At 65.6% G+C, this 26,917-nt stretch carries 23 protein-coding genes, 2 tRNA genes and 1 pseudogene; 13 read left to right on the top strand and 13 right to left on the bottom strand.

The features are described 5' to 3' along the window. Positions 1 to 9: 9 nt before the first annotated feature. From fliD to ACZY0R_RS03960, 4 genes are all read right to left on the bottom strand, one after another. Entirely contained in the window at positions 10 to 1,494 is a 1,485-nt protein-coding gene (fliD, locus tag ACZY0R_RS03975) for a flagellar filament capping protein FliD (RefSeq protein WP_488857217.1), read from the bottom strand. Positions 1,495 to 1,540: 46 nt separating this feature from the next. Continuing rightward, complete coding sequence (locus tag ACZY0R_RS03970; protein WP_488857216.1) at positions 1,541 to 1,891, bottom strand: flagellar protein FlaG; 351 nt, start codon at positions 1,889 to 1,891, stop codon at positions 1,541 to 1,543. A 112-nt stretch (positions 1,892 to 2,003) separates the two neighbouring features. Continuing rightward, positions 2,004 to 3,242, bottom strand: a complete 1,239-nt coding sequence (locus ACZY0R_RS03965; protein ID WP_488857215.1) for a FliC/FljB family flagellin — start codon at positions 3,240 to 3,242, stop codon at positions 2,004 to 2,006. Between the two features lie 258 nt (positions 3,243 to 3,500). After that, a complete protein-coding gene (locus ACZY0R_RS03960; protein WP_488857214.1) occupies positions 3,501 to 3,824 on the bottom strand; it encodes an RNA chaperone Hfq in 324 nt (107 codons plus the stop codon). Positions 3,825 to 4,770: 946 nt separating this feature from the next. Between ACZY0R_RS03960 and ACZY0R_RS03955 the strand changes: the two genes are divergently transcribed. Further along, the gene (locus ACZY0R_RS03955) at positions 4,771 to 6,834 is read left to right on the top strand and encodes a methyl-accepting chemotaxis protein (protein WP_488857213.1); all 2,064 of its coding nucleotides are present in this window, start codon (positions 4,771 to 4,773) and stop codon (positions 6,832 to 6,834) included. Positions 6,835 to 7,166: 332 nt separating this feature from the next. Further along, positions 7,167 to 8,651: an MDR family MFS transporter gene (locus tag ACZY0R_RS03950; RefSeq protein WP_488859493.1), complete on the top strand. Its 1,485-nt coding sequence runs from the start codon at positions 7,167 to 7,169 to the stop codon at positions 8,649 to 8,651. A 22-nt stretch (positions 8,652 to 8,673) separates the two neighbouring features. Here ACZY0R_RS03950 and ACZY0R_RS03945 read toward each other — a convergent pair whose 3' ends face one another. Continuing rightward, complete coding sequence (locus ACZY0R_RS03945; protein WP_045242197.1) at positions 8,674 to 9,015, bottom strand: DUF190 domain-containing protein; 342 nt, start codon at positions 9,013 to 9,015, stop codon at positions 8,674 to 8,676. 349 nt (positions 9,016 to 9,364) lie between these two features. On the opposite strand from ACZY0R_RS03945, the gene ACZY0R_RS03940 reads away from it, so the two are divergent. Next, positions 9,365 to 10,351, top strand: coding sequence for a tripartite tricarboxylate transporter substrate binding protein (locus ACZY0R_RS03940; RefSeq protein ID WP_488859492.1), 987 nt, complete (start codon positions 9,365 to 9,367; stop codon positions 10,349 to 10,351). A 70-nt stretch (positions 10,352 to 10,421) separates the two neighbouring features. Here ACZY0R_RS03940 and ACZY0R_RS03935 read toward each other — a convergent pair whose 3' ends face one another. After that, on the bottom strand, positions 10,422 to 10,940 hold the full coding sequence (locus tag ACZY0R_RS03935) for a MarR family winged helix-turn-helix transcriptional regulator (RefSeq protein WP_488859491.1): 519 nt from the start codon (positions 10,938 to 10,940) through the stop codon (positions 10,422 to 10,424). Between the two features lie 135 nt (positions 10,941 to 11,075). Here ACZY0R_RS03935 and badH point away from each other — a divergent pair, with 135 nt between their 5' ends. The 5 genes from badH (at position 11,076) to ACZY0R_RS03910 (ending at position 16,404) form a co-directional block, all read left to right on the top strand. After that, positions 11,076 to 11,843, top strand: coding sequence for a 2-hydroxycyclohexanecarboxyl-CoA dehydrogenase (gene badH / locus ACZY0R_RS03930; RefSeq protein ID WP_045242175.1), 768 nt, complete (start codon positions 11,076 to 11,078; stop codon positions 11,841 to 11,843). A gap of 44 nt (positions 11,844 to 11,887) precedes the next feature. Continuing rightward, positions 11,888 to 12,670, top strand: a complete 783-nt coding sequence (gene badI / locus ACZY0R_RS03925) for a 2-ketocyclohexanecarboxyl-CoA hydrolase (protein ID WP_035870133.1) — start codon at positions 11,888 to 11,890, stop codon at positions 12,668 to 12,670. Between the two features lie 81 nt (positions 12,671 to 12,751). After that, positions 12,752 to 13,903: a cyclohexanecarboxyl-CoA dehydrogenase gene (gene aliB / locus ACZY0R_RS03920; protein WP_488857212.1), complete on the top strand. Its 1,152-nt coding sequence runs from the start codon at positions 12,752 to 12,754 to the stop codon at positions 13,901 to 13,903. A 49-nt stretch (positions 13,904 to 13,952) separates the two neighbouring features. Beyond that, positions 13,953 to 15,614: a cyclohexanecarboxylate-CoA ligase gene (gene aliA, locus ACZY0R_RS03915; RefSeq protein ID WP_488857211.1), complete on the top strand. Its 1,662-nt coding sequence runs from the start codon at positions 13,953 to 13,955 to the stop codon at positions 15,612 to 15,614. After that, the gene (locus ACZY0R_RS03910) at positions 15,601 to 16,404 is read left to right on the top strand and encodes an enoyl-CoA hydratase (protein WP_488857210.1); all 804 of its coding nucleotides are present in this window, start codon (positions 15,601 to 15,603) and stop codon (positions 16,402 to 16,404) included. Before aliA ends, ACZY0R_RS03910 begins: the two co-directional genes overlap by 14 nt. Before the next feature lie 81 nt (positions 16,405 to 16,485). Here ACZY0R_RS03910 and ACZY0R_RS03905 read toward each other — a convergent pair whose 3' ends face one another. Together ACZY0R_RS03905 and ACZY0R_RS03900 are read right to left on the bottom strand one after the other, a co-directional pair. Next, positions 16,486 to 16,836: a DUF4148 domain-containing protein gene (locus ACZY0R_RS03905; protein ID WP_488857209.1), complete on the bottom strand. Its 351-nt coding sequence runs from the start codon at positions 16,834 to 16,836 to the stop codon at positions 16,486 to 16,488. A gap of 206 nt (positions 16,837 to 17,042) precedes the next feature. Further along, a pseudogene (locus ACZY0R_RS03900) lies at positions 17,043 to 17,473 on the bottom strand (efflux RND transporter permease subunit); the annotation flags it as partial. Between the two features lie 218 nt (positions 17,474 to 17,691). Between ACZY0R_RS03900 and ACZY0R_RS03895 the strand changes: the two are divergent. The 4 genes from ACZY0R_RS03895 to ACZY0R_RS03880 all read left to right on the top strand — a co-directional run bounded on the left by ACZY0R_RS03895 (position 17,692) and on the right by ACZY0R_RS03880 (position 20,157). Beyond that, a complete protein-coding gene (locus tag ACZY0R_RS03895) occupies positions 17,692 to 18,366 on the top strand; it encodes a heavy metal response regulator transcription factor (RefSeq protein WP_488857208.1) in 675 nt (224 codons plus the stop codon). Beyond that, positions 18,366 to 19,820 (top strand): heavy metal sensor histidine kinase, encoded by a 1,455-nt coding sequence (locus ACZY0R_RS03890; protein WP_488857207.1) that lies wholly within the window; start codon positions 18,366 to 18,368, stop codon positions 19,818 to 19,820. The genes ACZY0R_RS03895 and ACZY0R_RS03890 overlap by 1 nt, the downstream gene beginning before the upstream one ends. A gap of 180 nt (positions 19,821 to 20,000) precedes the next feature. After that, positions 20,001 to 20,076: transfer RNA gene (locus tag ACZY0R_RS03885), tRNA-Asn, on the top strand. Between the two features lie 5 nt (positions 20,077 to 20,081). Then, positions 20,082 to 20,157: transfer RNA gene (locus tag ACZY0R_RS03880), tRNA-Gly, on the top strand. Between the two features lie 337 nt (positions 20,158 to 20,494). On the opposite strand, the gene ACZY0R_RS03875 is transcribed toward ACZY0R_RS03880, so the two are convergent. Then, positions 20,495 to 20,908, bottom strand: a complete 414-nt coding sequence (locus ACZY0R_RS03875; RefSeq protein WP_488857205.1) for a hypothetical protein — start codon at positions 20,906 to 20,908, stop codon at positions 20,495 to 20,497. A 293-nt stretch (positions 20,909 to 21,201) separates the two neighbouring features. Here ACZY0R_RS03875 and ACZY0R_RS03870 point away from each other — a divergent pair, with 293 nt between their 5' ends. Continuing rightward, complete coding sequence (locus ACZY0R_RS03870) at positions 21,202 to 21,555, top strand: VOC family protein (protein ID WP_488857204.1); 354 nt, start codon at positions 21,202 to 21,204, stop codon at positions 21,553 to 21,555. 111 nt (positions 21,556 to 21,666) lie between these two features. On the opposite strand, the gene ACZY0R_RS03865 is transcribed toward ACZY0R_RS03870, so the two are convergent. The 4 genes from ACZY0R_RS03865 to ACZY0R_RS03850 are packed head-to-tail and all read right to left on the bottom strand — an operon-like array spanning position 21,667 to position 26,722. Continuing rightward, entirely contained in the window at positions 21,667 to 22,341 is a 675-nt protein-coding gene (locus ACZY0R_RS03865) for a DUF2894 domain-containing protein (RefSeq protein WP_488857203.1), read from the bottom strand. Then, a complete protein-coding gene (locus tag ACZY0R_RS03860; RefSeq protein WP_488857202.1) occupies positions 22,334 to 22,981 on the bottom strand; it encodes an OmpA family protein in 648 nt (215 codons plus the stop codon). The genes ACZY0R_RS03865 and ACZY0R_RS03860 overlap by 8 nt, the downstream gene beginning before the upstream one ends. Further along, complete coding sequence (locus tag ACZY0R_RS03855; RefSeq protein WP_488857201.1) at positions 22,978 to 25,968, bottom strand: DUF802 domain-containing protein; 2,991 nt, start codon at positions 25,966 to 25,968, stop codon at positions 22,978 to 22,980. Before ACZY0R_RS03855 ends, ACZY0R_RS03860 begins: the two co-directional genes overlap by 4 nt. 10 nt (positions 25,969 to 25,978) lie before the next feature. Continuing rightward, the gene (locus ACZY0R_RS03850; RefSeq protein ID WP_488857200.1) at positions 25,979 to 26,722 is read right to left on the bottom strand and encodes a DUF3348 domain-containing protein; all 744 of its coding nucleotides are present in this window, start codon (positions 26,720 to 26,722) and stop codon (positions 25,979 to 25,981) included. Between the last annotated feature and the right edge of the window lie 195 nt (positions 26,723 to 26,917).

Below are 26,917 nucleotides of genomic sequence, written 5' to 3'. Positions count from 1 at the left end.
GCTCCAGGGTTAGGACTTGTTCGACGTGTTGTTCATCGCAGTGAACTGCTGCGTCAGGTAAGTACTGGTGTTCTTCATCTTCGCCATGATGACGTCGAGCTGCGTGAACTGCTGGCGGTAGTTTGCGATGGTAGCGTCGACACGGTCGGAAGTCGACGAGTACTGATCGCTCAGGTTTTTCAGCGTCCGGCTGATGCCATCGGTGGCGGAGGTCAGGGCACCTTTGCTGTTGGTGAGTGACGTGACCACGGTGCTGATCTGGTTGCCGTAGCCGCTGGTATCGTCGGTATTGCCGAACAGGGCGGCCACGCCGCCCGGATTCGCGGTCACGGCGCTGTTCAGTTTGGTGGAGTCGAGCGCCAGGGTTCCGTCGGTCTGGAACGATATGCCGACTTGCGACAGCGTGGTGATGGCGTTGGTGCCGCTCCCGGGCTGCGGGGTGTTCAGGACACTGCGCAGTTGGTTCTGGATGATCCGCAGTACGTTATCGCCTGTCAGCGGCGAGGATGTCTTGGTGCCGGGATCGTAGGCCGACAGGCTGGCGGCGGACTTCTGCAGGTTGTTGTAAGCGGTGACGAAGCCCTGCACGCCGTTCTGGATGGAGGCGTTGTCGCGCTGCACCGTGACGTTCGAGGTGCCGGTCTGCGCGAGCGACAGCGTCACGCCCTGCATGGCTTCCGTGACCTGGTTGCTGGGGCTTTGAATGGCAATATTGTTGACCGTCAGTTGCGCATTCTGCGCCGTGACGGTCTGCTGCAGGTTCTGCACGCCGGCACCGGCCGGATCGTAAGCGAGCAAGTCGGACAGTCCGGTGCCACCGTCAGTCGGCGTGACCGACAGGCGCATGCTGTTGGTTGCGCCGGTGTTGTTCGAGTTGAGTACCAGGCGATACGGTGTGCCCGTGCCGTCGTTGATGATGCTAGCGGTGACGCCGGCATTGGCTTTGTTGATGGCGTCGCGCACACCCTGCAGCGTGTTGTTGCTGTTGTCGATGGTGATGTCGAAGCCGGTCGAGCCTGTGTTGGCGGTGTAGGTGGCGCCTGAGTATTTGCCAAAGTTGGCTTTGGTGGGATCAGTGCCGAGCGTGCCGCCTGTGATCGCGCCGAAGTCGATATGGATCGTGCCGGTGCCGATCGCGCTGGTTTGGCTGGCCTGGCCATTGCTCACCAGCGACTGGGCCTGGGCCAGGGCAGTGACATTGACGGCATAGACGCCGGCTGCTGCTGTATTGCTCCCGGTCGCGCTGAGGGTGGCGGTATTGCTGGAAACAGCGGTGGTGCGATTGAAAAAGCTCGGTTTCGACAACTGATTGGCAGCCGCCTGAAACGCTGCGAGCATGCTCTGCATCTGGCCATAAGCCGACAGCTTGGTCTGGTAGCTGGCTTGCTGCTGCTTGATCGCTGCCAGCGGAGCCTGTTCGGACGTGGTGAGGTTGTCCAGCAGGGTGGAGAGATCGAGGCCGGAGCCGACGCCCAGGTTAGAGATTGTTGCCATGCTTTATTCTCCAGGAGAGTCTTATTTCAATCTATTTTTTACCCGGTCAGGCAGTCTGGCGCACGAACAGGCCTTGCAGTTGCGACATTGCATCGGCAATTCGTACCACCTCTTCGGTCGGGATCTGGCGGATTACCTCGCCGCTATTCTTGTCTATCACTTTGGTGACCACGCGGTGGGTGATGCTATCGATTTCGAACTCGACGCTGACGGAAGCCGAGCGCAGCGCCTTGGTCAGGCGTTGCATGGCCGCATCCAGGTTCGCCGGCAACTCCTTGCTCTCCTGATCTGGCGTGTCGGGCAAGGTTTGCCCTGTGGCGGGCGCGACTGCCCGCCGGCCTGCGAGGTCAGGCTGTGGGGCAGGCGGTACGGACGACGTCGGAGCGACAGTAGCCATGATCGTCTCAGCTCGGTGGTTTCGAAATGCTTTCGCAGAGCCGTAGCCCTGGGGAAACACTCCATGCCAGAACCGGGCGCGGGGCCCGGTCCTGGTGCTACGCGTCGATCAATTAACGCAGCAGCGACAGCACGCCTTGCGTGGTCTGGTTAGCTTGTGCCAGCACCGAGGTACCAGCTTGTTGCAGGATGTTGGCGCGGGTCATGTTCGACACTTCCGTTGCGTAGTCTGCGTCCTGGATGCGCGAGCGCGACGACGACAGGTTGGTGATGGTCGTGCCCAGGTTGGAGATGGTGGAATCCAGGCGGTTCTGGATCGCACCCAGCGAGCTGCGCAGGCTGTCGACCGTTTTCAGCGCGGCGTCCATCGTTGCCAGCGGGTTGGCCGAAGCGCCGGCGCTCAGGCTGCTGGCGGTCAGCTTGCTGGTGTCGAAGGAGAATGCGGCGGTGCCGACCGTGGTCGTGGTGTCGGCCGAGGCCGGGTCCAGTGCCACGTAGGTGTACATCGTGGTGCCGGAGACGGCAGTGCTCATGCCTTGATTCTTCAGGGCTTGGGCTTCGGCTGCGGTCGACGGCGTGATGGCGACCTGGGCAAACCAGTTGCCATTCTTGTCGACAACGGCGTTCGCGCCGATGGCGACGCTACCGGAGCCGATACCCAGGGTCGTGGCCAGCGTGCCGGCGGTCTTTTCCGTGACGGCGCTGGCGCTGACGTTGGTCGTCGAGCCGAAGGCCTTCGTAAAATCAGCTGCAGCAGCATCGGCCACGCCGACCATGTTGGTCGTGCCGTTGAACGTTGCGGCGCCGTTAGCCTGCGGGCCGTTCACGTTGAAGCTTTGCAGGCCAAGGGTCTTGGTGCTGATTTCCTGCAGGTTGACGGCGATGGTCTGGCCGTCGCTTGCGCCGACCTGGATGTTGATCGGCTTGGCGGTCGAAGACAGCACCTTCACGCCGTTGAAATCGGTCTGTTGCGACAGGCGGTCGATTTCAGACATGCGTTGCGTGATTTCGTCCTGGATCGACTTCAGGTCGGAAGCCGAGTTCGAGCCGGTGGATGCTTGAACGGACAGAGTACGGATACGCTGCAGGTTGTTGGTGACTTCGGTCAGCGCGCCTTCAGTCGTTTGCGCCAGCGAGATGCCGTCGTTGGCGTTACGCTGAGCCTGGGTCAGGCCGTTGATGTTCGAGGTGAAGCGGTTGGCGATCGCCAGGCCAGCAGCGTCGTCCTTGGCGCTGTTGATGCGCAGGCCCGACGACAGGCGTTGAATGGCGGTGTTCAACGACGATTGCGAGGCGTTGAGGTTGTTCTGAGTCATCAGAGACAACGAATTGGTATTGATGATTGACGCCATGGTACGACTCCTAGTTGCAGTGATTTACACAGTCCGGCGGCTGCCGTAACGTTGGCTGACTGCGTTGCAGTGCGTGTAGTGCCTCCGTTGTTAGGGTTATCGACCGGGGCGGGAAAAGATTTAGTGTGATCTTTGGGTCAATGTTCAGAAGTTTTTTCGCGGATAGCTTCGGGCCGGCTCTGGGGGTGGCCTGTTGTGGGCAGGCCCATCGACTGAAAGCGGCGCCGCTTATGTGCGTAACCGGCTGGCGCGCCCTGTCTATCTGCGCTTGCGGGTCCGTGGCGTATACAAACTCACAAACTCCGGCGAAGTCTCCGCCCCGGGCACCGCCGTCATGGCCTCCGGCGCATGGGCGGGCGTGATCACGGCAATGGCGTGCTTGTAGACGACTTGCGGCTGCGGGTCCCGCGGCGATTCCGCCAGCAGCACCATATAGTTGTCCGTGGCCACGATCACGCCGTGCAGGCGAATGCCGCTCGACAGGTGTACGACGACAGGGCTGTGGCTGGCGCTGAGCGTGGAGAACTGCAGCTGCTGCAGCTTCCTGCTCGGACGGGTGATCCTGGTTTCCTTCTTGTTCACAACGTCTCCGGAAGAGCCCGCTCGGGTTCTGGCGGCTGGCAAGGGTCCAATATATGGGCCCGGGCAATAGGGGTGTTACAGCACGGCCTGGGGCGGGCTGCGGCGTGGCCTGGGTGGGGCGGGGGATGAAACATCCGCTCGCTGTGCTGGCGCCGGATCTGGCTGCATGGATCACGTCCGACCCCGACGTGTGTCCGGGCGGAGGCTCCGATGCTGCCCCGCAAACGTTGGCGGTAGGGGCCGCCGGAAGAGGAGGGGGTACTTCAGGCGCGAGAGTAACAAAATTTTACAAATCGGAACGGTTGGGGGGGCACCTGAGATGGAGAGTTTCCTCTAATAAAACTCTTGCGTCACAATGCTGCGGCTTGCTTTGTTTACGCTTGTGCGGCAAGTCGCAACGTCACCAGCGCCCGCAACCCCCGTTCAGCATAGGTTTGCGGGCGGCAAGGTGACCCTGGCCTGCAGTTGTGATGCTTTCCATGCTGGGCACTCGCCACTTGCGTGGCGTAGTCGGCACTTTTTATATCAGGGTTATCCCTGATAGAAATTGGATTTACACCTCATGTAAGCAGGTTTATATTCGCTAACGAGCCTTTCGGCTCATAGCAGTCCTGGAAAGCCTACGAGCACCCCGCGCGTGGGCTTCTTTTTTTGTGTGCCCACTTGTTTTGTTGCGCGCCTTTGGCTGTATGCGCCGCTAGCAGCACTTCGGAGCGCCTGGGTAACATTAGACGACAGGTCGCATCCCGCCAATCGTTCGAATTGCCGGGCTTTTTCCCCTCATATTTCCTTTTGTTCCCGTATTTTCCGTTTTCTTCGGAAATATCTTAACGTCGCCCTCAAGCTTGGCCCGCTCCCTGCCGTTAAGTCCGCGGTGCGGCGTCGTCCCGGAAATCTGTCCGGGGCGCGGAAAAGCGCGCGCGATGAGAGTAAAGGAGCCGGGAAGATGCGTTGGTTGCGAAACTTTGGCATTGGGGCGCGCCTGACGGTGGCGTTTTCGTTAGTCGTGTTGCTGCTGGTTGCCGTGGCGGTGCTGGGCATGATGTCCCTGCGCACCATGAACGAATCGATGCGTCTTACCGTGGAAGGGCGCTTGATCAAGGTGCTGGATATCGAGCGCGTCAAGCAGGATGCGTTGCGGATCGGAATTCTGGTGCGCGATGCCACCATGAACGAGGATCCGGTCGCGGTGAAGCGCAATGCCGAGCAGATCGCCGGGCTGCGCGAAAAAATGGGCACCACGCTGGATGAGCTTGGGAAGTGGCTGTCGACATCCGGCAGGGCGGAAACCCTGGAGTTGTATCGCGGGCTGACCGAGACGCGCGCTGCCTATAACGGCCAGCTCGACATGGTGCTGCGCCAGTTGCAGGGCGGCGAGTTCGACGGTGCCCGCAGCGCGCTGGTGGCGACCCTGCCGGCGGCCCAGGCGCCTTACTTCGACAAACTGAGCGAACTGGCCGAGACCGGAAGCAAGGTTGCGCTGGCTGCCGTGCAAGAGGCGAACGCCAGTTATGAGACGGCCCGCAACCTGCTGCTGGGCCTGGCTGCCGTCGCGGTGGCCCTGGCGGCGACGTTGGGCATCGGCATCACGCGCTCGATCACGCGGCCGGCGCGTCATGCGCTGGAAGCGGCACAGGCGCTGGCGCAGGGCAACCTGACGTATGCTATCAAGGCGCAGAGCGATGACGAAATGGGCCGCATGCTGGGCGCGCTGGAGCGCGCTTTTGGCCAGTTGGCGGCACTGGTGCATGGCATCCAGGGCGCAACCCGCTCCATCGGTGGCGCCACCCGGGAAATCGCCAGCGGCAATACCGATCTTTCCCAGCGCACCGAAGAGCAGGCTGCCTCGCTTGAGCAGACCGCGGCCTCGATGGAGCAGCTCACCTCCACCGTCAAGCAGAATGCCGCGAACGCGCGCCATGCCAACGAACTGGCCGTGAGCGCCTCGGGCGTGGCGATCGAGGGCGGGCGCGCCGTGCGCGGCGTGGTCGAGACCATGCAGCATATTTCGCAATCGTCGGCCAAGGTGGCCGAGATCGTGGGCGTGATCGAGGGGATTGCCTTCCAGACCAATATCCTGGCACTGAATGCAGCGGTGGAAGCCGCCCGTGCCGGCGAGCAGGGACGAGGCTTCAGCGTGGTGGCGGCCGAGGTGCGCAGCCTGGCCCAGCGCTCTTCGTCGGCAGCCAAGGAAATCGGGCAACTGATCAGTGGCTCGGTGAGTCAGGTGGCCCATGGCGCCAAGCAGGTAGAGGACGCGGGCCGCACCATGGACGATATCGTCGGGGCGGTGAAGCGCGTGACCGACATCATGGGCGAGATCGCCGCCGCAAGCGAAGAGCAGTCATCCGGCATCGAGCAGGTCAACCGCGCGATCAGCCAGATGGAAAGCGTGACGCAGCAGAATGCCGCGCTGGTGGAGCAGGCCGCCGCCGCCGCCGAGAGCCTGCAGCAGCAGGCCGCCGGGCTGGTGGATGAAGTGTCCCGCTTCCAGGTGGCTCCGGAGGAAGCGCACGTTGCGCAGCCGCGCCAGGTGGTACGGGAACCGGCGCGCATGCCGGTGCCGCAAGCGGCACCGGTAGCACGCGTGGCGCCGGCCGCCCGGCGTCCGGCGCCACATCCTTCCGCTGGCGCCAAGAGCTATCCGGCGGCACGCCAGGGCACGGCGCGCCCGGTCCGGACCAGCGGTGCCGCACCGGTGAAGCCAGCCGTGCTGGCAGCACCTGCAGCACCCGCGGCCCCGGCCGCTGGCGCCAAGGCAGCCACCCGGCCCGCGGCGGCGGCACCGCACACCGGCGCGGCCGGCGCTACCCGCGCGCCCGTGCTGCCCAGCAAGGCCCGCGCACCGGTGGTGCGCCAGAAGCGCGAACCCGTGCTGGTGTCCAAGCCGTTGCCGGCCGCGCGCGCGGCCCGGCCTGCCGTAGCAGCGGCACCCGCGCCCCGCCGCGCCGCGCGCACGCCGGCCGCTGGCGGCCTCGCCGTGGTCAATGGCGACTGGGAATCCTTCTGAGTTCTGCCGCGCCGTCCTGGCGCGGAGCCCGGCAAGCCTGCCGGGGGCGGGTGCAAGGCGAAAGGCTTAGGCCTACAATGTCGCCCTTGTATACAAAAAACAGACAGGAGCGATGCCGCCCGTTCGCGGCGGCATCGCACTCCGTGTCCCTCGCCGTGCATTCTCTCTCCCGCCAGCCCATGTCCGCCGTCTCCCCGCCGTCCTCTCCGACGGCATCGGTTCCGCCGTCCTCCCCCTTTCTGTCCGCAGCATCCCCGGCCCCCGGCGCGGGCGAGGCCGGCGGCCACGGCCACGCAGCGTCCGGGTCCCCTGCCGTGCCGCCGGTGCCGGTGATGCAGGTCATCTTCGGCCTGATGCTGGCCATCCTGCTGGGGGCGCTCGAGCAATCGATCGTCGCCGTGGTGCTGCCTGAGATCGCGTTGCAGCTCAACGGCTTCGAGGAGATGGCGTGGGTGGTCTCGGCGTACCTGGTGGCTTCGACGGTGGTGACGCCGATCTACGGCAAGCTGTCGGACCTGCTGGGGCGGCGCTCGGTGCTGTCGTTTGCCATCGTGTTGTTTCTGCTGGCCTCGGTGTTCTGCGCGCTGGCGCAGACCATGCCGCAACTGATCGTCGCGCGCATCCTGCAAGGGCTGGGCGGCGGCGGCCTGATCTCGGTGTCGCAAGCCACCATCGCCGATGTGGTGCCGCTGCGCGACCGTGGCCGCTACCAGGGTTACGTGAGTGGCGTGTGGGCCGTGGCCAGCATGGCCGGCCCGGTAATCGGCGGCTACCTGGCGCACTACCTGTCGTGGCGCTGGATTTTCTGGATCAACCTGCCGCTGGCGCTGGTCGCGCTGGTGGTGGTCCGCCGCGCGCTCAAGCACCTGCCGGCGGGCGGGCGCCGCCATCGCATCGATTACCTTGGCGCGCTGCTGTTCGGGGGTGGCCTGACCGGCGTGCTGGTCTTCCTGACCCGGCTCGGGCAGGGCCATTCGGCTGCGACGCCGCAGACCCTTGGCCTGCTGGCGGCAGGCCTGGCCGCCATGGTGCTGTTCGTGTGGCAGGAGCGGCGGGTCAGCGACCCGATGATCCCGCTGGCCATGCTGCGCGTGCCAACCGTCGCGATCTGCTGCATCACCCTGTTTCTGTGCTTTTTCCAGTTGATCTCCATGTCCGTGCTGCTGCCGCTGCGTTTCCAGGTGGTGGGCGGCGTGCAGGCCGACACGGCCGCGCTGCGGCTGGTGCCGTTGACGCTCGCCATCCCGTTCGGGGCGTATTTCTCGGGCCGGCTGATGTCATGGAGTGGCCGCTACAAGCCGCTGCAACTGGTGGGCTCGCTGATCGCGCCGCTGGCGATCGTGTCGCTGGCGTTCGTCGACCCGCATGCGGTCGTGCTGACCGGGCTGGTGATGGTGACGCTCGGGCTGGCCATCGGGCTGCAATTGCCCAGCGGGCTGGTGGCCACACAGAACGCCGTGCCCGCGCACCAGGTGGGAGTGGCCACGGCGCTGACCGCCTTCTCGCGCATGCTGGGCGGCGCGGTCGGCGTGGCGGTGCTGACCACGGTGCTGATCGCGCTGTTGCGCCGTGGCGGCATGGGCGTATCGGACCTGGGCGGCGGCGAAGACATCCTCATGAGCATGTTCCACCGTGCCATGACAGGTGGCGATACGGCCGATGCGGGCGCGGTGCGCGCCGCCGCCGAAGCGGCGTTCCGCACCCTGTTCCTGCTGAGCGCCGCCGTGTCGCTGGTGGCGCCCTTCCTGGTGGCGCGCCTGCCGGAAGCCACCTTGCGCGGCAGCAAGAGCACCAGCGTGGCCGCGAGCATCGATTAATGCCGGGCCGCCGCCGGCGAGGTCAGGGGCGGGCCTGCGCCCCTGGCGCGCTTTTCCCCAGGAAGCCGAACTCAACCGGCGTCTTGGCGTAGAACACCTGGATGTCTTCCTCGGCCAGCCGGTCGAACAAACGCTGCACTTCCTCTTCCGTGGCGATCACGGTGATTTCTTCCGGCCGGTCCGCCAGTTCCAGGAAATGCCAGGTGTGAAAGCGGCGGTCATGGCCGATGCCCTCGGCCGCCACCGTGTGCGTGGCGCCGCGGATATGCAGGTCCCTCAGAACCTGCAGCAACCAGTGAGACAACTGCTTGCCGTGGTGACGCCGGTTCTCGATGGTAAACAGCGTGAGTTGGAAGCCTTGCACGATAACCTCCCGTGCGCGCCCCGCAACGGCGTCCGCGTGCCGCGACCGTGGCATGGACGGCCGTCGTGTCAGGGTGCTGTTTCCAGTCTAGGCCAGCCGCCGCGCGCAGCTTTGCGGGCGCACCAGACTTCACCAGCACGGCCGGTTCCCTGATGCATTACGCGAACCTGGGGATAACCCTAGTCTCTTCCTTTGTGGGGACGGGCTATATTTTTTTTGTTTCAACCGAGGAATAATGTTTCATATGTGAAACAAAATATCTTCATTGCGGCACTACCAATCCCCCAGACTCGTGAGCAGGCCTTCTGAAGTGCAATATCCGAAGAGTGAAGAAAAGATCGCGCGCGCGATGCGCGGGATGGCGCTAGCGTGCCTGGCGTTTGCCGGCCTGTGGCAAGGCGCTGTTCCGGCTGCGCGCGCCGCAGGGACGGATGCGGCCAGCAGTTGCAGCACACTGCGCATTGTCGTGCCGTTCCCCGCGACCGGCCCGGCAGACCTTCTGGCGCGCACGCTCGCGCAAAGCCTCCACCAGCGCCGCGGCGTCACCGTGGTGGTCGACAACAAGCCGGGCGCCAATGGCAATATCGGCATTGACGCCGTGCGCCGCGCGGCGGGCGACGGCTGCACGCTGCTGGTGGCGCCTGCCGGCAACCTGACCATCAATCCCACGCTGTTTCCGGCGCTTGCCTACAACGTGGAGCGGGACTTCCGCCCGGTCTCGCTGCTGGCGAGTTCGCCCAATGTGCTGGCGGTGCATCCCTCGGTGCGGGCCGGTTCGGTGCAGGAGCTGGTGGCGCTGGCGCAGCGCACCAATCCACCGCTAGGCTATGCCAGCCCCGGCGTGGGCAGCGGTCTGCACCTGGCGGGCGAGTTGTTCCGCCAGCAGACGGGCATCGCATTGCTGCATGTCCCCTATAAGGGCACCACGCAGGCGCTTAACGATGTGGTGGGCGGGCAGGTGCCGATCCTGTTCGGCACGCTGCCGACGCTGGCGCCGTTTATCCGCTCCGGCGCCTTGCGCGCGCTGGCCGTCACCCAGGCCGCGCGCTCTCCCGCAGCGCCTGCCATCCCGTCCCTGGCGGAGCAGGGCGTGCGTGGCATCGGGGTCAGCTCCTGGTATGCGCTGCTGCTGCCGCGCGCCACCCCGGCGCCGGTGGCCGATGCGCTCTATGCCGACGTGCGCGCGGTCTTCGGCGGCAAGGCGGTCCGCGAAGAACTCGCGCGGCAAGGCATGGAGCCGGTCGCCGGTACGCCGGATGCGCTCGCCACGCGCATTCGCCAGGAAAGCGTTGGCTGGGCCGAATTGATCCGCGCCCACGGCATCAAGGCCGAATAACGCACGCCGGCGCGCACGCGCATCGTCCGCGCCGGCATGTCTTTCCTGTAGTCCGCCACGGCCTCCGCCATTACTCCGGCGCTTCATCCGCCACAGGCCCTTCGGCATCCAGTGCCTTCATGTTCTCCAGCAGCTTGAGCAGGTAATGCAGCGTGTGCGTGATGTCGCCCGTTGAAAAATCGGTCAGCGCCCGCTCGTAGTAGTCCCGGATCTTGGGTTGCGCCAGCTTCAGCCAGACATGGCGCCCGGTCTCCGTCATGGTGACCAGCCGCGAACGCCGGTCGCGCCCGTCCGGCGCCAGGCTCAGGTGGCCGTCGCGCTCCATGCGGCTCACCAAGCCGGACAGATTCTGTCGGCTGACCATCAGGTAGCGCGCCAGGTCCCCCACGCTCATGCCCTCGGCCGCCTGCGGCCGCGAGAGGGCGCCCAGTACTGCCCACTGCTGCGTGGTCAGGCCTTCGGCTTCTACGGCTCTTGATCCCGTTTTATGCAACATATTTGCGCATTGGTATAGGCGAAAGAACAACCTGTTTGCCATCTCCATGCGCGCCGCCGGAGCAAGATCATCATAAAAATCGGGGTTAACCATCATAAATTCCTGGGTAGTCTTACTTGCGTTGGTCCAGCTGCCCACCTATTATACGTCAACATATTGACGTATTTAACCGCTGGCGCGCGACGCTTAAGCCGCACGATAGCACCCTGGACCTGGAAGGAGAACACTGTGCAAAGACTCGAAGGCAAGACGGTCATCGTGACCGGTGGTGGTGGTGGCATCGGTGGGGCGACCTGCCGGCGCTTTGCGCGCGAAGGCGCTGCCGTGGCCGTGCTGGACCTGAACCTCGACGCGGCAGGGCAGGTCGCTGCCCGGATCCGCGAAGAAGGCGGCCGGGCCGAGGCGTTCCAGTGCGACATCACGGACCGCGCCAGCGTGGATGCCGCGGTTGCCGCCACCGTGAGCCAGCTCGGCCCGGTCGATGTCCTGGTCAACAACGCCGGCTGGGACGTGTTCAAGCCGTTCACCAAGACCGAACCGGCGCAATGGGAACGCCTGATCGCCATCAACCTGACCGGCGCGCTGCATATGCATCACGCCGTGCTGCCCGGCATGGTGGAGCGCAAGCGCGGGCGCATCGTCAACATTGCTTCCGACGCGGCGCGGGTGGGCTCCTCCGGCGAGGCTGTGTATGCCGCCTGCAAGGGCGGGCTGGTGTCGTTCTCCAAGACCATCGCGCGCGAGCACGCGCGCCACGGCATCACCGTCAACGTGGTGTGTCCCGGCCCGACCGACACGGCGCTGTTCGCCGACTACAAGCAAGGCGCCGGCAACCCGGAGAAGCTGATGGAAGCCTTCACCCGCTCCATCCCGCTGGGCCGCATCGGCCAGCCGGACGACCTGCCCGGTGCGATCGTGTTCTTTGCCAGCGATGACGCGGCCTTCATTACCGGCCAGGTACTGAGCGTGTCGGGCGGCCTGACCATGAACGGCTGAGCGTAGCCAGCATCCGGCACTCACCACGACAACGGAGACACACCATGCAATATGAAGACATCCTCTATGAAGTGCGCAACGGCGCAGCCTGGATCACCATCAACCGCCCGGAGAAGATGAACGCTTTTCGCGGGCGCACCTGCGACGAACTGATCCACGCGATCAATCGCGCCGGCTATGACCGCGCCATCGGCGCCATCGTGCTGGCCGGCGCCGGCGAGAAGGCCTTCTGCACCGGCGGCGACCAGTCCGCCCATGAAGGCCAGTACGACGGCCGCGGCACCATCGGCCTGCCGATGGAAGAACTGCACAACGCCATCCGCGACGTGCCCAAGCCCGTGATCGCGCGCGTGCAGGGCTACGCCATCGGCGGGGGCAACGTGCTGTGCACGATCTGCGACTTCACCATCGCGTCCGACAAGGCCGTGTTCGGGCAGGTCGGCCCCAAGGTCGGCTCGGTCGATCCCGGCTACGGCACGGCGTTCCTGGCGCGTGTGGTGGGCGAGAAAAAGGCGCGCGAGATCTGGTACCTGTGCCGGCGCTATCCGGCCGCCGAAGCCCTTGCCATGGGGCTGGTCAACGCGGTCGTCCCGCATGAGCAACTCGATGCCGAAGTGCAGAAGTGGTGCGACGAGATCATGGACAAGAGCCCGACCGCGCTGGCCATCGCCAAGCGCTCCTTCAATATGGACACCGCCCACCAGAGCGGCATTGCCGGCATGGGCATGTACGCGCTGAAGCTCTACTACGACACCGAGGAATCGCGCGAGGGCGTGACCGCCTTCCAGGAAAAGCGCAAGCCCGATTTCCGCAAGTACGCGAAGTAATCCGCCGTTGCTGGCACAAGCAACGCGGCCACATGGCGCATCGCACAGGCGCGCCATGTGGCAAGACATCCTGGAGACGCCATGAACCCCTATCTCGATGAAGACCTGGTCGCACTGGGCGACCATGCCCGCCGCTTCGCCACCGAACGCATCGCGCCCGGCTTCCTCGCGCGCGACCGCACCCGCGAGCTGGACCGCGCGCTGATGCGTGAAATGGGCCAGATGGGCTTTATCGCGCCCGAACTGCCCGAGCAATATGGCGGCCAGGGTTTGGGCTGCCTGGCCGCCGGCGTGATCCACGAAGAGGTGGCGCGCGCCGACCTGAGCCTTTCCTATATCAACCTGCTGGCCTCGCTGAACGGGCAGATCCTGGCCCATCACGCCGCGCCGGAAATTGCCCGTCCGTGGCTGCAGCGCCTGACGCAAGGCGAAGCCCTGTTCGCGATCGCGCTGACCGAGCCGCGCGGCGGCTCCGATGCGGCCAGCTTGCGCCTGCGCATGGAGCGCGATGGTGGCCATTACGTGCTCAACGGCGAGAAGACCTCCATCTCCGCCGCCGACCAGGCGGATGCGGCGGTGGTGTTCGCGCGCAGCGGTTCCATCGAAGCGGGCGCGCGCGGCGTCTCGGCGCTGCTGGTGCCGATGGACCTGCCGGGCATCACCACCAACCGCTTCGACTGCCACGGCCAGCGCGCCATCGGGCGCGGCTCGATCTTCTTCGAGAACGTGCGCGTGCCGGTCAGCCATCTGCTCGGCAAGGAAGGCGAGGGCTTTGTGCAGGTGATGCAGGGCTTCGATTTTTCCCGAGCGCTGGTCGGCTTGCAAGTGCTGGCGGTGGCGAAGGCGAGCCTGGAGGAAACCTGGGAATACGTGGCGGAGCGCCAGGCCTTCGGCAAGCCGCTGTCGGCTTTCCAGGGTGTCTCGCATCCGCTGGCGGACTACGAGACACAGGTAACGGCAGCGCGCCTGCTGTGCCTGCAGACACTCTGGATGAAAGACCACAACCTGCCGCACACCGCCGAAGCTGCGATGTGCAAGTGGTGGGCGCCCAAGCTGGCCTACGACGTGGTGCACCAGTGCCTGCTCTCGTTCGGCCACGGCGGCTATGACCGCGGCCCGATGGAGCAGCGCCTGCGCGACGTGCTGGGCTTCCAGATCGGCGACGGCACGGCCCAGATCATGAAGACCATCATCGCACGCACGCACGCGGGCCGGGATGCGGTGCCCGCCTGACGATGGCCCCCGCCGAGACCGGACCACGACAACAACGAGGAGACACGCCATGGAATTCGACGCCGTACTGCTGCCACCGCGCCGCGCCGCCAGCATCGCACAGGGCTTGTGGCCCGAGCGCACCATCAACGATGCGCTGGACGATTGCGTGGCTCGCTGCCCGGACAAGATCGCGCTGACTGCCGTGCAGGTGGAAAGCGGCGCGATCACCCGCCTGACGTATCGGGAGCTGGCCGCCCGCGCCGAACGCATTGCCCTCGGCCTGGCCAGGCTGGGCGTTGGCCGCGCCGACGTGGTGTCCTGCCAGTTGCCGAACTGGTGGGAGTTCACCGCGCTCTACCTGGCCTGCTCGCGCCTCGGCGCCGTGCTCAATCCGCTGATGCCAATCCTGCGCGAGCGCGAACTGTCGTTCATGCTCAGGCACGCGTGCAGCAAGGTAGCGGTGGTGCCAAAGCGGTTCCGCGGGCTTGACTATGAAGCGATGTTCGATGGCCTGCGCCAGGTGCTGCCGGACCTGCAGCACGTGGTGGTGATCGGCGGCAGCGGGCCCAATGCCTTCGAGGCGCTGTCGAGCGGGCCTGCCGGGGACGATGCCGGCGAGTTGCCGGCGCGCCATCGTCCCGGCCCGGACGACATCACCCAGCTGATCTACACCTCCGGTACCACCGGCGAGCCCAAGGGCGTGCTGCATTCGGCCAATACCCTGATGTCCAACATCGTCGCCTACGCCGGACGCCTGCGCCTGGGCGCGGATGACGTGATCCTGATGGCGTCGCCGATGGCGCACCAGACCGGCTTTATGTATGGCCTGATGATGCCCGTCATGCTGGGCGCGCGCGTGGTGCTTCAGGACATCTGGGAGCCGCGCAAGGCGCTGGACCTGATCCGGCAGGAGGGTGTCAGCTTCACCATGGCCTCGACGCCGTTCCTCACCGACCTGGCCAGGACGGTGACGGAGACGGGCGATGCGGTGCCCACCCTGCGCGCCTTCCTGTGCGCCGGCGCGCCCATCCCCGGCGCGCTGGTGGAGCACGCGCGCGCCGCGCTGGGCGCCAAGGTGGTCTCGGCATGGGGCATGACGGAAGTGGGCGCCGTGACCACGACCCGGCTGGAAGACGGCGATGAGCGGGCCATCCATACCGATGGCTGTCCGTTGCCGGGCGTCGAAGCCCGCGTGGCCGACGCGGCGGGCGCGGCGTTGCCGCCCGGCGCCACCGGCAGGCTGCTGGTGCGCTCCTGCTCCAACTTCGGCGGCTACCTGCGGCGGCCGCACCTGAACGACACCGACGCCGACGGCTGGTTCGACACCGGCGACCTTGCACGCATCGATGCCCGCGGTTATATCCGCATCGACGGGCGCAGCAAGGACGTCATCATCCGTGGCGGGGAGAACATTCCCGTGGTGGAAATCGAGACCCTGCTGTATCGGCACCCTGCCGTCGCGCAAGTGGCCATCGTGTCCTATCCCGACGAGCGCCTCGGCGAGCGCGCCTGCGCCTTCGTCGTGACCAGGCCCGGCCAGGAGTTCGGCATGGCGGCGATGGTGGACTTCCTGAAGGCGCAGAAGATGGCCGCGCAATATATCCCCGAGCGCCTGGTCGTGCAGCCGGCGCTGCCCGCCACGCCGGCGGGCAAGATCCAGAAGTTCAGGCTGCGGGAGCAACTCCGCCAGGCGGGGAACCTGGAGGGCGAGTCCAATGCGCGCGGATAAAGGCGACGGCAAGACGGAAGAGAACCTGATCCTCGCCGAGATAACCGGCCGCGTCGGCGTGCTCCGGCTCAATCGCCCCAGGCAGATGAACGCCCTCAACGATGCGCTGATGGATGCGCTCGGCCTGGCGCTGCTGGCATTGGATGAGAACGAAGGCATCGGCGCGATCGTGATCACCGGCAATGACAAGGCGTTCGCCGCCGGCGCCGACATCGCTGCGATGCGCGGCTGGGACTATATGGACGTGTTCAAGTCCAACTACATCACACGCAACTGGGAGACGCTACGCGGCGTGCGCAAACCGGTGATCGCCGCGGTGGCCGGCTATGCGCTGGGCGGTGGCTGCGAACTGGCCATGGCCTGCGACATCCTCATCGCGGCGGATAACGCGGTGTTCGGCCTGCCGGAGCTGAAACTCGCGGTCATTCCCGGTGCCGGCGGCACCCAACGCCTGCCGCGTGCAATCTCCAAGGCGAAGGCCATGGACATGTGCATGACGGCGCGCAATATGGATGCGGCGGAAGCTGAGCGCAGCGGGCTGGTGTCGCGGGTGGTGGCAGCGGGCCGGCTGATGGATGAGGCGATGACGGTGGCGCACACCGTTGCGGGGTTCTCGTTGCCGTCGATGATGGCGGTGAAGGAGGCGGTCAACCGTGCCTATGAGTCATCGCTGTCGGAGGGGATGCTGTTCGAGCGCAGGCAGTTGCATGCGTTGTTCGCCACGGAGGATTTGAAAGAGGGGATGAATGCGTTCCTGGAGCGGCGGGAGGCGGTGTTCCGGCATCGGTAGGCGCGGCAAGCGCGCCGCCGCCGCTCGTGATTCGCATTGCCAGCGCCGCGTTCCAGGCGCGCGATTCGCGGCGCTGCTGCGTCACGCGCCGTAGTAGAAGGGGGTGCGCACGGCATCGATGCGGGGCTGGCCGCGATCCGTTGACATGTTGGCGGTTGCCTGCAGCGCGCTCTGTGTTTGCGCTTGCGTGTTTGCCGTGGCTCTCTTGGCTGATGCGGCGTCCTCCGCTTGCACCTTGGCTTCGGCAGCCTGGATGTCTCGCGGATAGTTCGCGTTGTCGCCGCGTCCTGGCTGGTAGCCCGCCTGTTCCAGCCGGATCAGGTCGGCACGGACGTCGGCGCGGCTGAGAGGCGCCTGCGCGCTTTGCGCGAAGGACAGGGCTGGCGCGGCCAGGGCGCAGGAGATCAGTACGGTGCGGATGAGTGCTTTCATGATGCGTTACCTCTTTCGGTCGGATGGCCCGCTGCCGCCGGGGCCGTGGCGCTTTCATCGACAGGATGAACAGGCTGTACCCAGTATTGGCTTTAGCCACTGACCCGAGCCTGACCATCTCATTACGGTTTCGTCATCGGTGCGCTTTGCCAGCCACCACCGAGTGCCTTGACCAGCATGACGCTCGCTATCAGTTGCCGCCGGCGCACCGCCAGCCGCAGGATCGGTACCGTGGAGGCGCTATAGCTCAGGATCAGCGGCAGCGTGGTGCCTGGCGGCATATTGCGAGCATCGATTGGGCGCCGGACAAGGTCTCGGCAATGGCGCGGTTGATGTCCGCGCCCGGGTGGAAGAAGATCTTGATCACCGCCACGCCGCCGAGCGATTGCGACTCGATATGTTCAATATCCTCCACGCTGTTGGTCAGCGAGCGCTCGTAACCGGTGGCGATGCGCCGGGCCATGTCCTCGGCGGACAGGCCGTTGTAGGTCCACACCACGCTGACCACCGGGATACCGATGGCCGGAAAGATATCGGTGGGCGTGCGCAGCAGCACCAGCGGGCCGGCCAGCAACAGGCACAATGCCAGCACCACGAAGGTGTAGGGACGGCTCGGCGCGAGCCTGACGATCCACATTGTGGGGTCTCCGGAGTGATGGATGAACGGGGCGCGGTGCGCCCTTCGGGCGGTTCGGCGGAAACGCTCGACGGGCGGATTCTAGAAAGGGCAGGGGGCGGGGAACGCTGTCGAATCCATTACAGATTTGTCATTCAAGGCCGGCGCGGCCAGGGCTATCATCCGGCATGCAAGGCGCCGCTGCATGCCTTGCCGGCACTGGCTAGACGAGGACGATCATGAGAATTCTGGTGGTGGAGGACGAGCCCAAGACCGGCGAATACCTGCGCAAGGGACTCACGGAGTCTTCCTTCGTGGCCGACCTGGCCGTGACCGGTGCCGACGGCCTGCACCAGGCGCTGGAGGGCAGCTACGACCTGGTCATCCTGGACGTCATGCTGCCCGGCATGAACGGCTGGGAAGTGCTCAAGCGGCTGCGCGAGCACAAGGACACGCCGGTGCTGTTCCTGTCGGCGCGCGACGAAGTGGAGGATCGCGTGCGTGGCCTGGAACTGGGCGGCGACGACTATCTCGCCAAGCCGTTCGCCTTCGTCGAGTTGCTGGCGCGGGTACGCACGCTGCTGCGGCGCGGACCGGTGCGGGAAGCCGACCGGATCGAAATCGAAGACCTTGAGATCGACCTGATCCGCCACCGCGTGACGCGTGCCGGACAGCGCATCGATCTGACGCCGCGCGAGTTTTCGCTGCTGCATTTCCTCGCGCGGCGGCACAGCGAGGTGCTCAGCCGTACCCAGATCGCCTCCCATGTGTGGGATATGAACTTTGATAGCGACACCAATGTGGTGGACGTGGCGGTACGCCGCCTGCGGGCCAAGATGGACGACGACTTCCAGCCCAAGCTGATCCATACCGTACGCGGCATGGGCTATGTGCTGGAGCGCCGGCAGCCCTGATGCGCAGGCTTTCTCTCACTACCCGCCTGGCGCTCGCCTTTGGCCTGGTCGCCGCGATCGTGTTCGGCGGCGCGGGCGCCTACCTCTATCGTGCGCTCGCCATGCAGGTGATCGAGCGCGACGATGCCGAGCTGCTGCGCAAGGCGGTACGCGTGCGCAATGAACTGGCGGAACTGGACCCTGGCGCCGCAGGAGCGTGGAGGGAAGTCGCCGGCGTGGTGTCCGGCAACGACGAGTTCGCGCTGGTGGTGCACGCATCCGACGGCACCGTGCTGGTATCCGCCAATACCGGGAAGGACGCGCCGCCCGCCTTGACGCCTCTAGCCGCGGATGCGCCGTTCGGCACCGCGTCGATACGCACCTGGACCACGCAGCAGGGCTACTATGTGCACGGCATAAAGGCCTTGGTGCGCACGGGCGCCGCCTCCACCTCCACCTCCACCGCCGCTTCCACCGCCGCGCCGGCGCAGACGTTCACGCTCTACCAGACCGCCATCTCCCGCACCATCATGCTGCGCGCCTACCGCGACAAGTTGCTGGCGGCCGGGCTGCTTGGCACGCTGTCGGTGGCCGCGCTCGGCTACCTGGTGCTGCGTGCCGGCATGGCGCCGCTGCGGCGCATTGCCGCCGGCGCCTCATCGGTCACTGTGCGGCGGCTGGCGCTGCCGGTGGATCCGGCGCAATTGCCGCCCGAACTGGAGGAGCTGGCCGCGGCCTTGCAGCAGATGATGGACCGGCTGCGCGATGGCTTCGAGCGGCTTTCGCAGTTTTCGGCCGATCTGGCGCACGATTTCCGCACCCCCATCGGCAACCTGCTGGGACAGAGCCAGGTCGCGCTGGCGAGCGAGCGCAGCGCCGACGAGTACCAGGCCCTGTTGGCCTCCAATATCGAGGAATATGAGAGGCTCGCCCGCATGATCGAGAACATGCTGTTTCTCGCGCGGGCGGAGAACGCCCGCGTGGCCGTCAAGCCGGCGCGGCTGGATCTGGCGCGCGAGCTGGGCGCGCTGTCGGACTACTTCGAGGGGCTGGCCGAGGCACGCGGGGTGGCGATCGCGGTGGACGGCGGCGGCGCGGTGCAGGCCGATCCGCTGCTGCTGCGGCGCGCGGTCAGCAACCTGGTGGCCAACGCCATCCGCTACACACCGGCCGGGCAGACCGTGGTGCTGGCGGCGCGTTCCTCCCTGGGAGGCAGCAGCATCGAAGTGCGCAACCCTGGCGCCGGCATCGCGCCGGAACACCTGCCCAGACTGTTCGACCGCTTCTTCCGTGGCGATCCCGCTCGCGCTAACTCAGGGGAGTCGGCAGGCATCGGTCTCGCCATTGTGAAGTCGATCATGGACTTGCACCACGGCAGCGTCGAGGTGGAGTCGGAGGTCGGGGGCACCACGGTGTTCAGGCTGTTCTTTCCTGCAGGCATTGCCGATTCCGCGCCGGTTCGGCAATACGTGTGATGTTGCTGGTATGCCTTCTTCCTGCCAGAGCCTCGAAGCGTGAAACCGGAGCGCGAAACATGGCCAGCCCCAACTAATTCGCACCCGCCGCAAAAAACCTATTCAAAAATCAAAAAGCTTGTTGTAGAATGCGGCCTCCGTTTCGCAGAGTAGCAGCAAGTCGCAAGAAACGGAGCTTGTTCCCCGATAGCTCAGTTGGTAGAGCGCCGGACTGTTAATCCGTAGGTCCCTGGTTCGAGCCCAGGTCGGGGAGCCAAATAAGCGGGAGTAGCTCAGTTGGTAGAGCGCAACCTTGCCAAGGTTGAGGTCGCGAGTTCGAGCCTCGTCTCCCGCTCCAAATACAGATCTGCAGGATCCCACGGAATTCTGCAAGGTCATCGAAGAAAGGAGCGAAAGCTCCTTTTTTCGTTTCAGTGCAGTTCCACTGCAATCCAGCAGCCAGTACTTTTGCGTCCGGATTTAGTCCATCAATACGGGCGGGTACTTGCGCGCCCTGTTGTTGGCTGGCAGCGGGTGGCATGTGGCCATCTGTTCCTGAATCTAGGTGCAGAGGAGTCTACCTCCTCGGTGGTCAGTGCATACCTTGTTTCCATGCTTATCCCTCGCGGCAATGCAGTGCTCAATCGGCATGGATCGGTCGCGGCATCTCGTCCTCGCCCCTCTGGCACGGAGCCTTACCGGCCACTGTTCTTTTGGAAGAGTTGCGCCAAACAGGTGCCGAGAACTGACGCTGGATCCTCCAGATCGAAAACGATGTCGAAGTGATTCCGCCCGGACACTTCTTGCGCAGCCAGGAGCATCTCATGCCTTTCGAGCTGCATCGCAAAATCAACGCCCTGGCGCTTGAACTCAACCGTTTCCCGCTCTCCCCAAAGTACCGCCACTGGAACGCACGCTTGCAGCGGCAGGTGTGCCGGACTCATTCGGCTGGCGCCCAAGGCATCGAGCTTCAGCGCCTGGTTAATGTAGGTGCCGACCAATGGACGAACATCGTAGATCCCGGAAACGAGCAGTGCTCCATGAAATGGGGGAGCACTAAGACCATAGGCAGTCCTCCCTTCGCGTCTGACGGTGACCACGCCGAGCATGTAGCGCAGCCTTGCGACTTGGACGGGGTTCTGACCGGGCTCACTCCCCCGCGACCAGGCATAGCCCCAGACCGCTGCCGAGGTAGCTCACTCATGTCGGCTGCGAAATTGCGAGGCGAACTTTCAGAAATTTCCTGCCGCCGACCTGATCGCAGCCCGCTACGCTGTCACCTTAATATTTTGCAACATGACAGGCGGTTGACGCGCGCCCTTGAACTCTTGGGCGCGCGGCTCGCCGTCTCTCAAATCTGCCTTGATGTATGTCGCCAGCGCTGGAGCCGGCAGGTGCAAAAATGAACCCATCTCCCGTAAGCGCCGTGCTCATTCATGTGCCGGATGTGCCCACCGCGCTTGATTGGTACCACCGCGCCTTCATAGGCTCAGAGCAGCGCCATCTGGTCGGGTTTGCTTTCTCCTACCTGGAGTATGAAGGTGTCAGCATCGAACTTGTGCCGAGCGACGAGAAGGTATCGGCGGGAGCGGCGGGCAGCGTCGTTTACTGGCAGGTGGCGGATTTTGACAAAGCCCGGGCGCACTTTGTTGCCATGGGAGCCACCCCCTATCGCGGCCCGCTGGAGATTGAGGACGGTGAGCGGATGTGCCAGGTCCGCGATCCGTGGGGAAACTGCATAGGCCTGCGTGGTTGAAGATAGGGTGTAGCGTTCTCCGGCACGGCGGTCAGTCGTGCCTGCCATGCGCGTCTCCTCGGAAGCGCTTCTCATACGCGGTCCACATAGTACAGATCCGCCCCCACGGCACTAGCGCGCTCTGCCGCGAGCGCTCTTCCTTGAACTCCCGGCACGAGGCGCCTCTTTAATACCCGCCAAGGCGCCGCCGCCGCTCATCTGCTCCATCCACGACAAGGCATCGACGTACGATAAGAACTGGCGGAGATAGCCTGGCGACAGTTCGTGCATCAGTGAGAGGGATCGATGCACCAGGCGGTTCGAGTTGAGCGGGCCGGCATTGTCGGGCACCTGCTCCAGCGACTGCCGCAATTGCCGGTCGGTACTGACCCTGGACCAGGTCTCCCTGAAGTAATCGAGCACCGCCGGTTCGGGATAGGAGGTGCTGCGGGGCGTGGCGTGAATGGCTGCGGGGACGCCGCGATCCGCCGGCGCATGGCTGGCGATGTATTCGATCAGCCCGGCAAGCGCCCCGCGAGCCGGCTCGCATGGTGATGCCGCGTTGCCCGCAACGTCGGCCTTGCTTGCGGTGCTTTCAAGATCGTCGGCATAGGCCTTGAGCAGTTTGGACAGCCTGTCGTCCAGGATGCGTCGCGCATCGCCGCCGTGGCCGGCCGACCGCCGCGCCAGCGCCTCGATGAAACGGAAGCGGACAGGATCCAGGCGGTCGGCGCCTCGCTCGCGCCATGCGTCGAGCATCGCCTGGGCGTCGCGCGTCCCGCCGTCGTGTGTCCCACCACTACTCACGGCGCTTCACCGTTGCGGTGGATGGTCTGGCGATCGGCGCTATTTCCACGCGCCGGTTCTTGGCCCGACCCTGGTCGTCGGCATTCGAGGTCACGGGCTGCTCGGAGCCGAACGCGGCCGCGAATACCGAGGAGGAGGGGATCCCTGCATCGATCAACGCACGGGTTACCGTCAATGCGCGCTGGGCTGACAGCTCCCAGTTGTCGGCAAAGCGGCGGTTGGCCTCCCGCACCTGCTGGTCGTCGGTAAAGCCGCTCACCATCAGGATCTCCTCGCGGGCCTGCAGGTAAGCAGACAGGGGCGCGGCCAGGCTCTTCAGCACTTCCCGGCCTTCAGGCTGCAACTGATCCGAGTTGAGGGCAAACAATACGTTGCCGCTGATGCCGATGCGCCCGTTGACCAGCGTCACCCGGCCCGCGGCCAGCGGCACCGCCAGCGCTTTCTCCAGGGCCTCGCGGCGATGTGTCTCCTCCTGCCGTTGCTTGACTTCCTCTTCCAGCCTGGTCGAGAGCTCCAGTTGCACACCGATGACGCCCACCAGGATCAGGACAAAGGCGCCCAGCAGCACCGACATCAGGTCGCCGAAGACGGCCCATATCGGCGCTGTCGGCTCCACGCCGGCGTCGATGTCCTCGCTCATGCCGCTTCGGCGCCGGCGAGCGCCCCCTGGCCGGCAAGTTGTTGCAGGTTTTCGACGATCTGCTTCTGCGACATCATGCTCAGGTCGATGACTTCCCTGGCCTGTGCCACGTAGTACGCAAGCTGTTCGTCACTACGCACGATGGACTTGTCCAGCGCGGCTTCGATGCGCTGCAGGTGGGCCACCAGCTTGTCGTTCGACTCGCCGAACAACTGCACGGCCATACCGAATGCTTCGCCCAGGCTTGCCACCTCGACGGCACTGCCGGTGACTTGTGCCGCGACGGCTTCCAGCTTCCCGGTTTCAGTCTCGACCTTGTCAGTGAACCGGGTGCCGACACGGTCCAGCAGATCCGCCGTCGTGCCGACCAGCGCGTCGACGGCCGTGCGCTGTTCGGTGGAGGCATGGTTTACGGCATCGAGCAGGGTTGCCAGCGTTTCCAGCAGGCGACCGCGCTCCTCCAGCATGGTGTTGTCGCGGACCATGCTGTCGGAGAGCTTCTGGCGCAGTTCGCCGATGACGTCGGCCGCGGCCTTGGGGGCTTCCGAAGCGGCTTGCACGAGCCGGGAGATTTCGGCAATGGTGTCGCTGGCGTGCGCCTGCGTCCGGGCCGAGATGTCGCGCGCGGTTTGCGCCAGCGTGTCGCAGATTTCCTGCTGCCGGCTCGCGTTGTGCGTGCCCGCCTGCTCCCACTCCTTGTACAGCGTGGCAGCCACCGCACCGAGCGTCTCGGTCCAGGCCGCCAGCCGCTGCTGGTCCCGCGACGCCAGTTCCGCCTGCAGGTCCGCGTGCGACTGGCCCACCGCGCGCACCAGCGACGCCGAGTGCTGCTCGAGGGTCGCCGCGGCCGCCGCCAGCGCGTGTTGGTTGTCGCCCGCCAGTTTCTCGCTGACGCGTTCGTGCTGGGAGAGCGCGTTGCGCCATGCTTCCGACACGCTGCCTGTTGCGGCTTCCAGGCGCGCGGAGACGCCTTCCAGCAGCTTGGGGGCCGCGGACGCGGCTTGCACGAGGCGGTCAATTTCGGTGAGCGTGCTGTTGGCGTGCGCCTGCGTCTGGGCCGAGATGTCGCGCGCGGTTTGCGCCAGCGTCTCGCAAATCTCCTGCTGCCGGCTCGCGTTGTGCGTGCCCGCCTGCTCCCACTCGCGGCGCAGCGCAGCGGCCATCGAGCCGAGCGTTTCGGTCCAGGCCGTCAGCCGCTGCTGGTCCCGCGCTGCCAGTTCCGCCTGCAGGTCCACATGCGACTGGTTCACCGTGTGCAGCAGTGAAGTCGAGTGCTGCTCGATGGTCGCCGCGGCGGCCGCCAGGGCCTGTTGATTGTTGTCTGCCAGTTTCTCGCTGACGCGCTCGTGCTGGGCCAGCGCGCTGCTCCACGCTTCCGACACGCCGCCCGTCGCGGCTTCCAGGCGCGCGGAGACGCTTTCCAGCAGCTTGGGGGCTGCCGACGCGGCTTGCACGAGCCGGTCGATCTCGGCGACCGTATTGCTGGCGTGCGCTTGCGTCTGGGCCGAGATGTCGCGCACGGTCTGCGCCAGCGTGTCGCAGATTTCCTGCTGCCGGCTCGCGTTGTGCGCGCCCGCCTGCTCCCACTCATGGCGCAGCGTAGCGGCCATCGAGCCGAGCGTTTCGGCCCAGGCCGCCAGCCGCTGCTGGTCCCGCGATGCCAGTTCCGCCTGCAGGTCGGCGTGCGACTGGCCCACTGTGCGCACCAGCGACGCCGATTGCTGTTCCAAGGTCACCGCGGCCGCCGCCAGGGCGCTTTGATTGTCGCCCGCCAGTTTCCCGCTGATGCGCTCGTGCCGGGACAGTGCGCTGTTCCACGCTTCCGACATGCTGCCCGCCGTGGCTTCCAGGCGGGTGGAGACGCCTTCCAGCAGGCCCGCCGAGCGGTGCTCAAAGGTGCCGGCGAACTGATCGAGCGCGATGCGCAAGTCCTGCGTCAGCGCCTCGCTCGATCGCTGGTGCCCCGCCAGCGCCTTGTTCCAGATGTCCGCCACGGTAGTGGTCGCGGACTCGAACCCGGTCGACAGCCCGTCCAGCTGCCGCTGCACGGCTTGCGTGACGGTGTCGTTCAACGAGGCCGTCTCCCGCGCGATGCTCGACATCAAAGCTTCCACGGCCGGCTGGAGCGCCGCGCCGGCGGCGCGGGAGCTCTCGGCGATGCTTTCCTTCATGGACTGCTCCACCGAGGAAGCCAGGCGGGTGTACGCGGCCTCGGTCTTGCCGTGAAAGGCGTCCTGGCTGGCGATCTGCCGCTCGTGCAGGGTTTGGCTGTGCTGCTCCATGGCCGCCATCATGGCCTGCAGCCGGTCGACCAGGGTGGGCATCACCTCGGCCTGTCGCTGCAGGAGCTTGAAGGATTCCTCGCGCTGATGGGTCAGCGAGTAGATGCGCAATGTCGTCGCGATCCTTTCGTCCAGCATCTGCGCCGCCTGGAGCCGCTCGCGCCGGCTCAGCGTGGACAGCAGCCCCAGCATGGCGGATGTGGCCACGCCTGCGATCGAGGTGCCGAATGCAAATCCCAGACCCTTGACCGGCGCGGCCAGCGAAGCGCGGATGGCCTGCAAGTCCGTTGCGCTTTCCAGCGCCATCCCGGTGCCCCTCAGGGTGACCACCATGCCCAGGAACGTGCCGAGCATGCCCAGCAGCACCAGCAAGCCCACGAGATACGGTGTCAGCGCCGGCCCTGGCAGGCCCACGCGCTCACCCTCGATGCGCAGGCGCGTCGCATTGCGCAGGCTGGGATGCAATTGATCCAGCCAGGCAGCCAGCTTGGCCGGAGGTTCGGACAGGCCGGCCACGGCCCGCGTCAGGGTGGAAGTGGCTTGGTGATAGCGTCGCAGTTCAAGCGCGCCTGCCAGGTAGCAGGCGCCGACCAGCATCGTGACGGCCAGCGCCAGGGTGTTCGAGCCGGCATAGCCTGCGCCGATCCAGCACACGATGGCCAGACCCACCAAGAAGACGGCGAAATTAAGAAGATATCTGGACATGGCGTCCTGGTTAGCTTGAGCGAAGGGCCGCAAGAAGCCCTTCGACCGGTTGAAAACGAATGTCCAGTTCGGCAAGCAACACGCTCCGCATATCCTTGCGGAACACATCCAGCCATGCGCCGGGCGAGACCGCCGCGGGCTCTCCCGGGACCTGGGCGTCGGCCAGCGCCGCCTGCCCGGCCTGGCGCAAACGCTCGAAGTGCCCTTCGAGCAACGCGGGCACAGCGGCGAGCAGACTCCGCTCCCGCGCACTCAGTGCCCGCTCCATGGCGGCATCCAGCACCGCAAGCCGGGACATGGCGGGCGTACTGGCGGCCAGCATCGCCCGCAGGCGGCCGCGCAGATTGCCGATGCCCGTTTCCATCGCCTGCTGCAGAGAGAGATAACGCTGACGATAAACCGCGTAATCGACTACCGCATCCACCGCATCCGCCTGCACGGGCGGATGCGTTTGTCCGCGCCGCTTGGCGGGGGCGAGCGCACTGTCGCCGGCGATGGCATCCGCCAACGCGGTTCGGACACGTGCGCAATCGCGCTCCTCGGCGCTGCCGAAGGCTCGCGCGCCGGATGCCACAGCCGGCGGATTGCCGCTCAGGGCCGTGGACAGCTCGATGGCGTCGGCCCAGCCGAGCCATTGGCTCAGCCGGTCCGAGAGCGATTGTCTGGATTCGGGAACATCGACGTCCGTCAGGCGCGCAAGCAAACGAATGAGCGTCGGGCCGCTGAAACTTGTGCGCTGTGACACTTGCACCATACCGGCGGAGTCAAAAACCCGCTAGTTTACACGCCGGCGGGAACTGGACCCACTTCCTTTCGCATTGAACTGCTAACAAGCAGCCAGAGCCACATGGTGTCATTGGCAACCGCGACCGGACCGGATCAAGCTCCACACGCTCCATAGCATGATCGCCCGTTTGCGGGCCAGGCTTTGCGAGCGCAATACCCATGG

The organism is Cupriavidus sp. F041 (assembly GCF_057814235.1).
This window is presented reverse-complemented; position numbering and strand designations above follow the sequence as displayed.

Coding starts and splice junctions, on each gene's coding strand:
- ACZY0R_RS03895 (WP_488857208.1), top strand. CDS start 17,692: ATGAGAATTCTGGTGGTGGAGGACGAGCCCAAGACCGGCGAATACCTG.
- ACZY0R_RS03870 (WP_488857204.1), top strand. CDS start 21,202: ATGAACCCATCTCCCGTAAGCGCCGTGCTCATTCATGTGCCGGATGTG.
- ACZY0R_RS03955 (WP_488857213.1), top strand. CDS start 4,771: ATGCGTTGGTTGCGAAACTTTGGCATTGGGGCGCGCCTGACGGTGGCG.
- ACZY0R_RS03950 (WP_488859493.1), top strand. CDS start 7,167: ATGCAGGTCATCTTCGGCCTGATGCTGGCCATCCTGCTGGGGGCGCTC.
- ACZY0R_RS03940 (WP_488859492.1), top strand. CDS start 9,365: ATGCGCGGGATGGCGCTAGCGTGCCTGGCGTTTGCCGGCCTGTGGCAA.
- ACZY0R_RS03970 (WP_488857216.1), bottom strand. CDS start 1,891: ATGGCTACTGTCGCTCCGACGTCGTCCGTACCGCCTGCCCCACAGCCT.
- ACZY0R_RS03850 (WP_488857200.1), bottom strand. CDS start 26,722: ATGGTGCAAGTGTCACAGCGCACAAGTTTCAGCGGCCCGACGCTCATT.
- ACZY0R_RS03855 (WP_488857201.1), bottom strand. CDS start 25,968: ATGTCCAGATATCTTCTTAATTTCGCCGTCTTCTTGGTGGGTCTGGCC.
- ACZY0R_RS03860 (WP_488857202.1), bottom strand. CDS start 22,981: ATGAGCGAGGACATCGACGCCGGCGTGGAGCCGACAGCGCCGATATGG.
- aliB (WP_488857212.1), top strand. CDS start 12,752: ATGAACCCCTATCTCGATGAAGACCTGGTCGCACTGGGCGACCATGCC.
- ACZY0R_RS03875 (WP_488857205.1), bottom strand. CDS start 20,908: ATGCTCGGCGTGGTCACCGTCAGACGCGAAGGGAGGACTGCCTATGGT.
- ACZY0R_RS03935 (WP_488859491.1), bottom strand. CDS start 10,940: ATGGTTAACCCCGATTTTTATGATGATCTTGCTCCGGCGGCGCGCATG.
- fliD (WP_488857217.1), bottom strand. CDS start 1,494: ATGGCAACAATCTCTAACCTGGGCGTCGGCTCCGGCCTCGATCTCTCC.
- ACZY0R_RS03905 (WP_488857209.1), bottom strand. CDS start 16,836: ATGAAAGCACTCATCCGCACCGTACTGATCTCCTGCGCCCTGGCCGCG.
- badI (WP_035870133.1), top strand. CDS start 11,888: ATGCAATATGAAGACATCCTCTATGAAGTGCGCAACGGCGCAGCCTGG.
- ACZY0R_RS03890 (WP_488857207.1), top strand. CDS start 18,366: ATGCGCAGGCTTTCTCTCACTACCCGCCTGGCGCTCGCCTTTGGCCTG.
- aliA (WP_488857211.1), top strand. CDS start 13,953: ATGGAATTCGACGCCGTACTGCTGCCACCGCGCCGCGCCGCCAGCATC.
- ACZY0R_RS03910 (WP_488857210.1), top strand. CDS start 15,601: ATGCGCGCGGATAAAGGCGACGGCAAGACGGAAGAGAACCTGATCCTC.
- ACZY0R_RS03965 (WP_488857215.1), bottom strand. CDS start 3,242: ATGGCGTCAATCATCAATACCAATTCGTTGTCTCTGATGACTCAGAAC.